Consider the following 10,288-nt stretch of genomic DNA (forward strand, 5'->3'; position numbering starts at 1 on the left):
CCGCAAATGCGGGAATGCTACAATTATCTTTTGTTATTTGTACGATTGTCGTTATAGCCAACATAAAAAAAGGGAGGTCTGTTAAGACCTCCCTTGTTATTTATACCATTTCCATTTTGTTCTGAGTCCATGGTATGTCAGGGTAGAAGCGGCTTCCAGCCGCTTTTCTTCGGTTAGAACTAAGTGAAAATGGTATTTATTTACACTTTTAAGTTAGGTGAGCGTCAAAACGGTGCGTCATCCATCCCACTTACCTCTGATGGAAACACTGGGCCGGTATCTTCCTCTGGAGGCCTGGATTGGGCCGGTTGTTGAGGGGGTTGTTGGGTGCGTTGGGGTGCCTGGACATAACCGCCTTGGCCACCGCCGTCTTGATTGCGTGAGTCCATCCCTTGGATCCGCATAGCCCGTATTTCTGTAGTGTACCGTTTGGCTCCCTGCTGATCCTCCCAAGACCGGGTCTGCAAGCTGCCTTCAACATAAACGAGACTGCCCTTGCGTAGGTAGTTGTTGCAGAATTCTGCCTGTTTGTTCCAGACGACAACCCGGTGCCACTCGGTTTTATCGACCTTCTGGCCATCTCGGACGTAACTTTCATCCGTGGCCACCGAGAGATTGGCTACTGCCGCTCCTGATTGGGTGTATTTGATTTCGGGATCCTTGCCCAATCTTCCGATAATCATTGCTTTATTGAGACTACCAGCCATAACATATAACTCCTGTGCTTGGTTTGTTGTAAGAACAATGTATCGTTCGGAATGCTGTATACATCAAGGGCAATCCGAACCCGGTATATACCAATGGGATACATTTACCGTAATGGTGGGTGAATAATCTACAGCGAAGAAGCGGATTTTTCAAGTTCTTCCAGGATTTCCTCAAGATTGTCCGAGAGGGTATTTGCTTTTTGGGGATTCCAATCCGCAAGCGCTTGTTCAAGGTCCTTTTTGACCGACGTTGCCTCGTTTATCCCCTTGGCCAAAACTGTTTCAATAGATGTTTCCAGCATGCCGAACCTGATCTGGTCCGCCAAACTGTCCACAAGTTCCAGAACCCCTTTTCTGGGCGATATAACCGATGGAGAGGATGATGGTGGGAACCCTAGTGAGGTCAACTCCGGCCATTCGTGCTCCATATCTTTTTCGTCATAGGTATATGCCATGACCCGTATCTGAAGAATCCTGCCCATATTTTACTCCTTTTCTTCCCATTCACTTTGGATACGGGCGACAACCTCTTGGATGGTTCCGAGTTCCTTTTCAGGACAGACACCAATCAAGGGGGATTCCCGTTCCATACTTTTGTTCGGCTCAAAATAAACCGTGTAGATGATCCCTTCGTCTCCTTGGTACGCTATATAGGTTTCGCGTTTCATGCGCGAGAGAATAAACAGCTCGTCACCCGGGCGGACAAGGACCGATTGACATCCCTTGGCCTTGATTTTTGTTTCGACCTCGGGGCAAAAATAGTATTTTCCTTTTTCCGGGGCCAAAAAAAGATGCAGGGTTTGGCGTAAAATCCTTTGGATGACCTCCTCTTTGGTGAGGAAGTGACGGATACGGAACAGCAGGGTGCCGGCTTCCACAAACTGTCCATGGACATCCTCGATATGGACGATTTCGCCTTTTTGGGGGGCGTACAAGGGTTTTTTATTATGTTCACGGTTTATCGTGGCCAGCAGGGTACCTGGTTTTTCTTTCCATGTACCTGAAACACCATGCACCCGTTGTCCGGTTTCCGTTATGATGGTTTCCAGAATTCCGCAGTGGGGGGCGGCTACGCTTATCTCTTCGTAGGGAGCTTTTTTGAGTTCGTTTAGGAGTGATTTTATGTCAAGCAAAGTTTTGTCCTCGTTGTAGTGGATCGACCCGTCTTGCCTGGGTCTATCGGTAATAGAGGTTTCTGCCGCCCATGGTCAGCAGTGCCTGGTGGAGGTTGTTCCTGATTTCCCTGCGGTCCCATATCCCTTGGATATGGCCTCTGGAAAGGGCGTGGTAGGCCCTGTGATAATCCGGTGGGATATCGAGCCCCGTGGTCTCCTTGATCACTCCGGGTCCGGCGAAACCGATGTTCGAGGACCGGACCGCGAACTGGTACGGTGAGCACCCCAGAAAGCTGGCAACCGGTCCGGCGTACGAATTGTTATCGTACAAGACAATATACAATCCCCCGGATTGCAGATACCTCCTTACGGCCATGGTACACCTGGGCATTTGTGCAACCCCATTGGTCCCTTCTTGGATCCTGATGCCTGCGGTTCCATGCACGTAGGATAGGAATGGAAGATGGCGTTTGCGGGCGAGTTCTATGGCCCTGATGAATTTTTCTCCCTCGGCGGCTCCAACGCTTCCGCCCCTGAAACGGGCCATAAACATCGCCACATTCAGGGTAATGCCCTTGATCCGGGTTTCGAATGTCATGCAGCCACTTTTCTGCCCGGTTTTTTTCTTGGCCTCATCAAGCTTGAGGTCGAGCCCTTCATAATTGAGCGGGTTGCCTGCCTCGAGTTGGTGATTGAATTTGAATACAGAACCCGGATCAAAAAGGTTGTACAGATACCATTCGTGCTCCATGGGAAAGTGGTGGCCACAAAAGGCACAGACCCCGGCGTTTTCGTCGAACAGATCCGGTGCCCATTGATCCTGGCAGCCGTGATGACCGCTGTTTGGGCATGTCACTGTGCGGTCTGTCTTGGCCTGGGGGCTGAGGTAGGTCCACCCGGACCCGGCGTCCTCAGGGCGGTTTTCCCAAGAGGAAAGGGTGGTCAGCTCTTCTTTGATTTCTTGGTCCTTGGGTTTGAAAAAGGGGAGCTTGTCCTTAAGCCGGTCCCGCCAATACTTTTCCGAACGGTCCACGATCACTTGGAGTTCTGCCTGAACATCTTCAGCCAGGCGGGTCACTTTGCGCTGGTGTTTTGCAAACAAGTCGTAACGGAAAAATGAATAGACCCCCCATCCGAGATCGTGGATGCAGTCGTATCCTTTGCGCCAGGCCGGCCGTTTATCATTGAAGGCCGTCTGGGTCATCTTGCGGTATTTTTTGTACCGCAGCCACACAAGCCGGTCCTTGGCCTTGGAGGCCAGACCCCAGCGGACATAGACCTGTTCACTTTCGAGCTTGCGGATGGCCAGGCTCCGTAAAAATCGCATCCCACGCACATTGAGGACCAATTCATCGGTTGCCCGAATGATCTGTTGGCGTAATTTTTTAAAAAAGATGAAATCATCCGGTTTTGCTCCCAAGGGAGGCTCTTGGATGATCCCGTCGATAGTCCCAAGCGAGAGATTGTCCGGGGCAGTGATTTTGAGTTGCCGGGCGCATTTTTCGATCAAACCATGGGTCGCCCGTTTCCCGTGCCGGAGCCGTCCTTCAATGGCTGCCGCGCCTTCAGGCGAGATGACCGAATAGTACCCGTGGGAGAGCATGAGACGGGTATCGGCCAGTCCGATGGCTTCGGCACCTCCGGAACCCCCTTCCGAGGTGACGGAAACGATCGGCACCCTGATGCCGGCCATTTCATATAGGTTCTTGGCGATCTGTTGGGCCGCCCCCGGATAGTCTTCGATGGGATACGATCCCGGGGTAAATATGTAGGAATGTATGGGAATACCTTCTGTTTCGGCAACCTTCATATAGTGCAGTGCCTTGGCATTCCCCCAGGGTTTGACAGAACCTCCATTCCTGAACTCCTGCCCGTGTCCTTTTTCCTGCCCGATGACCATGACGGGCTGATAGTGGAGCTTTTTCCCCCTACGCCGGGTTATGTAGGCCCTGGCAATGAGCATGCTTGGGTCGATGCTGCACTCATCCTGTCCCCCGATCTCCGTGTAATTGTCATAGACATTTTCCAGGATGTCCTTGAGACAAATACGTTGGGGATGGCGAACGATGCGTACCCGATCCATGGCCGTGAGCTGGGTTTCCAGCTTTTTTTCCAAAAAGGCAAAGAGGTCTTCCAGGGACCGGAAGTGTCTGAGCGTATCTTTGGATTCCAGGTCGTGTTTTTTATCCATGAACTCCATAAGCTTGGATTCAAGGAGCCGTATGCTTTCATTCTCCTTGGAACCAAAAATATCCTTTATATAGGTAAGCCGTTCCTGGAGCTCTTGGGTCTTTTTTTCTATATCCATATAACCACATCAAGGAGTGTTGGGTGTGAGATGATATCTTGCGATGATACTATACAGCGGTGTGTTACTACCAGTGGCAGAACCATCAGAAACGGAGAATATCGCCGGTCATTTTTTTGAGGTAGTCCACATTGGAGCGGATCGGGTCACCCGATGCGTTCTGACCATGTAATTGGATCTGTTCGAGAAAGGATATGCCCCGTTTTTTCGCTTCCTCCAGGTTCTTCCCCCATATGATGGCCAGGGCCAGATTGGGATCGTACTCGGTGGGGATTTCATACTTCGTTTCCAGGGGAACATGGGTATGGACATCGGCCCATAGCCGTTTTTCCCAGGAAAAGTGGTCGATGGTTCCGACCCATGGCGAAAAACCATTGGACGGATCCTCGGCAATGATGCGGTACTCAATCCCGACGCCTTCAAAGGAGATGTCCCTCTGGGTGTAGCCCATGGGGTCTCCCAAGCCGAGACGGATTTGTTCCGCGAGGATGTCCACGCGTTTGGTATTTTTGCGCCGTGCAATGACGGCAGAGACCCCGTTTTCAACTTGAATCCGCGTATTCACTTCCATGAGAAATGGGGCGCCGGTCGGGCTGACGATCCATTCCCAGGTACCCACATTGTCATATCCAACTTCCCGAGCCATGCGCAGGGAATACTCGGTGATGTCGGACAGGACCCTCTGGGCATCGAATGCATAGGAGATATGGGTGGGATCGAACCCGGGAGCCACTTCCAAACGTTTTTGTCTACCGGTACTTTGGATGGAGCAATTGCGGGTTCCGTAATGGACAATGTGTTTTCCACTGCGATCGGCAACGATCTGGACCTCAAGATGGTTGAAGTCGAAGATACGTTGTTCGATGAGAACGCCGTCGTCCCGGAATTGCCGTTTTGCATAGTTTCTGATCGAGCGAAGAACTGTTCTGAATTTATCGAAATCGTCCACTTCCTCGATGCCCATACCTCCACCGCCTGCCGACGCCTTGACCAGGACGACCGGATTGGCGATGGACTGTTCCTCTTGGAAGGCAAAGAGGTTCTTGGCCAATTCTTCCGCCTCGAGTTCGTCGTGCATGGGCCGGTCTGATCCGGGCACGGTCGGGATGTCCAGACGACGCGCTAACCGTTTGGTATTGATCTTGTCACCGAGTTCCCGAATGACCTGCCAGGAGGGGCCGATAAAGATGAGTTTTCGCTTGCGCTGAACGGCCCGGCGGGCGAACCGGTAATCCTCGGCAAAAAAACCGTATCCGGGATGAACGGCTGTCGCACCGGAGGCGTCGGCCACGGCGAATATCTCATTGGCGTCCAGGTAGGAATCGATCCTGTAGAGATTTTTTCCCTTGCCCTTTTCCCGGGCCAGTGTGCAGTGTCTCGAGTGTTGGTCGACATCCGTATAGACGCAGACAAAATCCAGGCCGAGTTGCGTGCATGCCTGGATGATGCGGACCGCTATTTCGCCCCTGTTGGCGATAAGTATCTTATGGTGCTTGGGTTTTGTTTTCACGATGCTCGCTGTTGTTTTTCTGGGTGATCTGTTGTTTTTGGATGCTCAGGATTAACGTGTCCAATACTTTTTCGCTTTGCCGATTGAGGTTGATGATTTTCCCGCCAATGCACGAAGAGATGTGGACAACCTTGAATTCGAGAGCAGGAAGGATCTCCCGCAATATATCCCCCCGGTCACAGTACAGGGCCACTTGATATGTTTGGCCTATCGAAAAATTTTTCTTTGTCCCGGGATCGATATCAAAACATAGACCTCCGGGGCTGATATCGCGCACCGGAAGAAAATTTTCATTGCCTGAAAACTGGATTCTCAAGTTCGGGCACCGGACCCTTAAGGTTTTTCGCAGGCAACTTGGGGTGTACTCTATGGTAAAGGTGTCTGTACTCACGGGCCATCACCTCTGATGATTTTTTCCAGGACGAATTCAACCCGACGGTTTTTTGCCTTGTTTTCCGGGGTGGTGTTGGGGTACGCGGGCTGGAAGGAACCCATGCCCGTGGCGGTCACTCGGTTTGGTTCCATGCCCATGTGGAGTAAGAATCTGAGGACCGCAACGGCGCGCAGGGATGAGAGTTCCCAGTTGTCCCTCCACCGGCTGGAGGCCGATGGTCTACTAGTGTCCGTATGGCCCTTGATGTTGATTTTCAAATCATGATGGATCGAAAAATAATCCTTCAGAATGGTGATGATACGTCTGGCCTCTTGGGTCAGCTTGGTCGATCCCGGGGCAAAAAACGTGTCTGCGGGAACCTTGAGGGTGATTGTGCCTGATTCCAGATTGGCCCCCACAATTCCTTCGATGCCGTGTTCCGTGCTGAATTGCTGGAACATGGTGAAATTTGTTTTTTGCCCGGCAATGATCTGTCGGTATTGTTTGATCTCGTTGAGAAATACGCCTCCCTGGTCATTGTGGACCTTGATGGCCCCCCCCCGGGCATTGGTCAGGGCCGCCTTTATCGAGGCAAAGGACGCCATATATTTACCAGTGTCGATGCTTGACATGGAATAGAGCAGGACAAAAAAGACGAGGAGCAGGGTGGTCAGATCGGCAAACGTTGTCTGCCAGGTCTGGCCTTCTTCGTCATCCTCTTCTTCTGGAAGCGGAACATTCCTGTCATCGATCATAACGTCTCTCCGCAGGCGGGACAAAGGAGGAAAGTTTTTCGTAGACGATACGGGGATTGTTGTTTTCCAGTATACACTTCGCCCCTTCGAAGACTATCTCCAGGTGGAGGTTCTCGTGCAGGCTCCTGCTCTTGAGTTTTCCCGCCAGTGGCTGGAAGATGAGTGTCGACATAATGGTGCCGTAGAAGGTAGTCAATAGCGCAACGGCCATGGCGGGTCCGATGGCTGAGGGGTTACTCAATCTCGAAAGCATCTGCACCAGCCCGATCAATGTGCCGATCATTCCAAAGGAAGGGGAGTAGGTGGCCATTTTTTTGAACACGTCCTGTGAGATGGCATGACGCTTTTTTAAGGAAGTGATTTCGATCCGCAGCGCGTCCCGAATGACATCGTCATCTGCGTTTTCCGCAATGAGAAGACATGCCTTTTTGAGAAAGGCATTTTCCGTCTTGACATTTTCAAGAGCCAGCAACCCTTCCCTGCGGCTGATTTCGGCGATCTGAACCATGGTGTTGACCACGTCATTGGTGGTTGTTTTACGCGATCCGAAAATCTTGATGGCCGCTTTTATGGACTGATGGATTTCACTGATGGGAAAATTGACGCACGTAGCTGCAAAGCTTCCGCCAAGGACGATCATCATTCCGGGAATGTTGACAAAAATCGACGTCGTTCCCCCCAGAAAAATCGCTCCTATTACCAGGGCAAAGCCGATAATGATGCCAAAAAAAGTTGCAATATCCATATGTTTTTCTTATCTTTTATTTTTGTACCACAGGTTTGAAAGCGAGAATCGTCATACTTGAGACCTTTTTTTGTCCATATACTCTACCATGCTATATAAGGAACAATTAATGATTGAAAAATTTGAAAAAGTCCAGAGGGCCGTTGCATATATCAGAAAGACATTCCCCAATGATTTCAAACCGCAAGTAGGATTGACCCTGGGGAGCGGATTGGGAGGATTTGCAGATATTCTGGCTCCTGAAGAATGGCTCCCCTTTGATGAGATCCCGGGATTCCCGAGGGCAACGGTCAAGGGACACAAGGGCAGATTGGGGGTGGTCCGCCACCATGGCAGGGACTGTCTGGTCCTGCAGGGCCGCAATCATCTCTACGAAGGATATTCACCGGACGAGGTCTGTTTTGCCACACGGGTTCTGGCGGGGCTTGGCGTGGGCACGATCGTACTCACCAATGCCGCAGGTTCCTTGAATCCTCTGTTCGGGGTCGGCGGGATCATGCTCGTCACGGATCATATCAATTCCATGGGTACCAATCCGCTTGTCGGTCCCAATATCGATTCTTGGGGAGAACGTTTCCCGGATATGACGAATGTGTACTCGTCCGTGCTGCAGCGACACGTCCTCGAGGTTGCCTTGTCAGCCGGGATCCGTCTCGAACGGGGTATATATGTGGGCGTACATGGTCCCTGTCTCGAGACACCCGCAGAAACCAGGGGATACCGAAGGATGGGGGGCGACGCCATTGGTATGTCAACGGTCATGGAGGCGATATCCGCCCACCATATGGGGGTCCACGTTGTCGCTCTCTCCTGTTTGACCAACCAGAATCTGCCGGATTGTATGGCCAAGACCTCCCATGATGAGATCCTGGAACAAGCCGGGCTGGCCGAAAAACGACTGACAACGGTCCTGGATCGATTTATCGCGTCAGGGACATTTGCATCATAGACCGCTTTTGGCTATTTTTTGTTTTGATCGTACGAACATGTTCTGGGCCGTCTGGATCCATCTGCCGTCCCGCCTCCCAGGAGTTGGGTAGTTATATGGCGCATTCCCCCTTCGATTTTTTGCAGATATTCACCTCGCCGACGAGTCTTGGCTTGTTGCTCGATCCCTTGCCTGTCGGGGTGGCTGTCGTTTCGCCGGATTTGGGCATCATTTTCATGAATACGGCAATGGAGGGCCTGACGGGATTTAGCAGGAGTGATATCGCCGGCAAACCCTGCTACCATGTTCTCCGGAGCAACCTGTGTATGGACCACTGTCCCGTAAAAAAACAGGAAGCCGGGACGCAGAGTGTTTGTCTTGATGGGAACATCCTCGATAAAAACAGGGAAAAGATCCCAACAAGGCATAGTATCGCTCGTGTAAAGGACGAAAACGGGCATACTGTTGCCTTTATAGAGTCCGTGGAGGATCTGCGCCAGGCCCGGCACGTTGAAGAGGCAATCATCGAGTCCGCAGGATACAAACAGATTATCGGACAATGTCCTTCCATGGACAAGATTTTCGAGATCCTGCCGGTCATCGCCCAGACGGATTCCTCGGTACTCATTACCGGCGAGACGGGCACGGGCAAGGACCTTGTTGCCGAGTCCGTCCATCAACATTCCTCACGGGCCAAGGGGCCGTTTATCAAGGTCAATTGCGGCGCACTGCCGGAAAACTTGCTGGAATCGGAACTTTTCGGACACCGTAAGGGGGCCTTCACCGGCGCTGTGGAGAACAAGCCGGGGTGGTTCAAGCTGGCCCACAACGGAACCCTGTTTCTGACCGAGGTGGGGGATCTCCCCTTGGCCCTGCAGGTCAAGCTGCTGACCTTTTTGGACGACAAGGTCATCTATCCCCTGGGCAGTACCCGCGGCAGGAAGGTCAATGTCCGGGTCATCGCCGCCACGCACCGGGATCTCGAGGCAATGGTCGGAGATCGTCGTTTTCGGCAGGACCTGCTTTTTCGGTTGAATGTCATTCGGGTCGAAATGCCTCCGCTCCGTGAGCGGGGAGAGGATCTGCCCCTGTTGATCAACCATTTTGTCCGCCAGATGGCCGACCAACTCAAAAAGAACATCATTGGTCTCGATACCGAGGCTATGCGGCGGCTTTCTTCCTACTCTTTCCCTGGGAATGTCCGGGAGCTGCGCAACATCATTGAATATGCGGTCACCGTCTGCCAGGGACAGGAGCTTGGTCTAAGGCATTTGCCGGCGTATGTGCGTGATCTCGAAACGGACCGGTCATCCCCCGTGGTGGCCGGATCGTTCCACCGATCCACGGATATTATCCAGCAGGCCCCTCCGGCGGAAAACTGGACGGTCATGGAACGGCAGATGATCATGGATGCCCTGGTCCGGGCCGGGGGGCGCAAGTCAAAGGCCGCTGACATCCTTGGGTGGGGGCGGTCCACCCTGTGGCGGAAGATGAAAAAACACAACCTGGAATAGAGGTGAATGCAGCCATGAAGATCCTTGTTCCCATTTCCGGTCCCGATGTGGCACCCCGTTTCGATATGGCCCCCGAGGTGCTCATCGCCACGACCGACGAGCAGAACAATGTCGTTGCCACGCGCACCATGGTCCTGCCCCAGGCCTCGGCCGACGACCTGTGTTCCCTCATCCTCACCGAGAGTATCGATGTGGTCGCCTGCAATGGTATCGAGGAGGAGTATTACCGTTTTTTGACCTGGAAAAAGATCCGGGTGGTTGACTCCATCATGGATACGGTGGAAAACGCCCTCGAGTTCGTTTGTACGCAATGACCACACTCTTGTGTGTGGA

General features: G+C 52.3%; 11 protein-coding genes. 3 read left to right on the forward strand and 8 right to left on the reverse strand.

The annotated features are described in order from the left end of the window. Positions 1 to 224: 224 nt before the first annotated feature. From ACY692_RS12960 to ACY692_RS12995, 8 genes are all read right to left on the reverse strand, one after another. Positions 225 to 707 carry a single-stranded DNA-binding protein gene (locus ACY692_RS12960; RefSeq protein ID WP_462325796.1) on the reverse strand — a complete coding sequence of 161 codons (483 nt, stop codon included), beginning with the start codon at positions 705 to 707 and terminating at the stop codon, positions 225 to 227. Between the two features lie 128 nt (positions 708 to 835). Continuing rightward, positions 836 to 1,189, reverse strand: a complete 354-nt coding sequence (locus ACY692_RS12965) for a formin-like protein 18 (RefSeq protein ID WP_462325797.1) — start codon at positions 1,187 to 1,189, stop codon at positions 836 to 838. A gap of 3 nt (positions 1,190 to 1,192) precedes the next feature. Continuing rightward, positions 1,193 to 1,840: a biotin/lipoyl attachment domain-containing protein gene (locus ACY692_RS12970; RefSeq protein WP_462325798.1), complete on the reverse strand. Its 648-nt coding sequence runs from the start codon at positions 1,838 to 1,840 to the stop codon at positions 1,193 to 1,195. Positions 1,841 to 1,883: 43 nt separating this feature from the next. Then, complete coding sequence (locus tag ACY692_RS12975) at positions 1,884 to 4,130, reverse strand: acetyl-CoA carboxylase carboxyl transferase subunit alpha/beta (RefSeq protein WP_462325799.1); 2,247 nt, start codon at positions 4,128 to 4,130, stop codon at positions 1,884 to 1,886. Between the two features lie 85 nt (positions 4,131 to 4,215). After that, positions 4,216 to 5,640, reverse strand: a complete 1,425-nt coding sequence (locus ACY692_RS12980) for a biotin carboxylase N-terminal domain-containing protein (protein WP_462325800.1) — start codon at positions 5,638 to 5,640, stop codon at positions 4,216 to 4,218. Next, positions 5,615 to 6,031, reverse strand: coding sequence for a PilZ domain-containing protein (locus ACY692_RS12985; RefSeq protein ID WP_462325801.1), 417 nt, complete (start codon positions 6,029 to 6,031; stop codon positions 5,615 to 5,617). The genes ACY692_RS12980 and ACY692_RS12985 overlap by 26 nt, the downstream gene beginning before the upstream one ends. Next, on the reverse strand, positions 6,028 to 6,768 hold the full coding sequence (locus tag ACY692_RS12990; RefSeq protein WP_462325802.1) for an OmpA/MotB family protein: 741 nt from the start codon (positions 6,766 to 6,768) through the stop codon (positions 6,028 to 6,030). Before ACY692_RS12990 ends, ACY692_RS12985 begins: the two co-directional genes overlap by 4 nt. After that, complete coding sequence (locus tag ACY692_RS12995) at positions 6,758 to 7,513, reverse strand: motility protein A (protein WP_462325803.1); 756 nt, start codon at positions 7,511 to 7,513, stop codon at positions 6,758 to 6,760. The genes ACY692_RS12990 and ACY692_RS12995 overlap by 11 nt, the downstream gene beginning before the upstream one ends. 109 nt (positions 7,514 to 7,622) lie before the next feature. On the opposite strand from ACY692_RS12995, the gene ACY692_RS13000 reads away from it, so the two are divergent. The 3 genes from ACY692_RS13000 (at position 7,623) to ACY692_RS13010 (ending at position 10,269) form a co-directional block, all read left to right on the forward strand. After that, positions 7,623 to 8,462: a purine-nucleoside phosphorylase gene (locus ACY692_RS13000; RefSeq protein WP_462325804.1), complete on the forward strand. Its 840-nt coding sequence runs from the start codon at positions 7,623 to 7,625 to the stop codon at positions 8,460 to 8,462. A 95-nt stretch (positions 8,463 to 8,557) separates the two neighbouring features. After that, positions 8,558 to 9,955 (forward strand): sigma-54 interaction domain-containing protein, encoded by a 1,398-nt coding sequence (locus tag ACY692_RS13005; protein WP_462325805.1) that lies wholly within the window; start codon positions 8,558 to 8,560, stop codon positions 9,953 to 9,955. A 14-nt stretch (positions 9,956 to 9,969) separates the two neighbouring features. Beyond that, the gene (locus tag ACY692_RS13010; protein ID WP_462325806.1) at positions 9,970 to 10,269 is read left to right on the forward strand and encodes a NifB/NifX family molybdenum-iron cluster-binding protein; all 300 of its coding nucleotides are present in this window, start codon (positions 9,970 to 9,972) and stop codon (positions 10,267 to 10,269) included. Positions 10,270 to 10,288 lie beyond the last annotated feature (19 nt).

The organism is Desulfoplanes sp. (assembly GCF_054921335.1).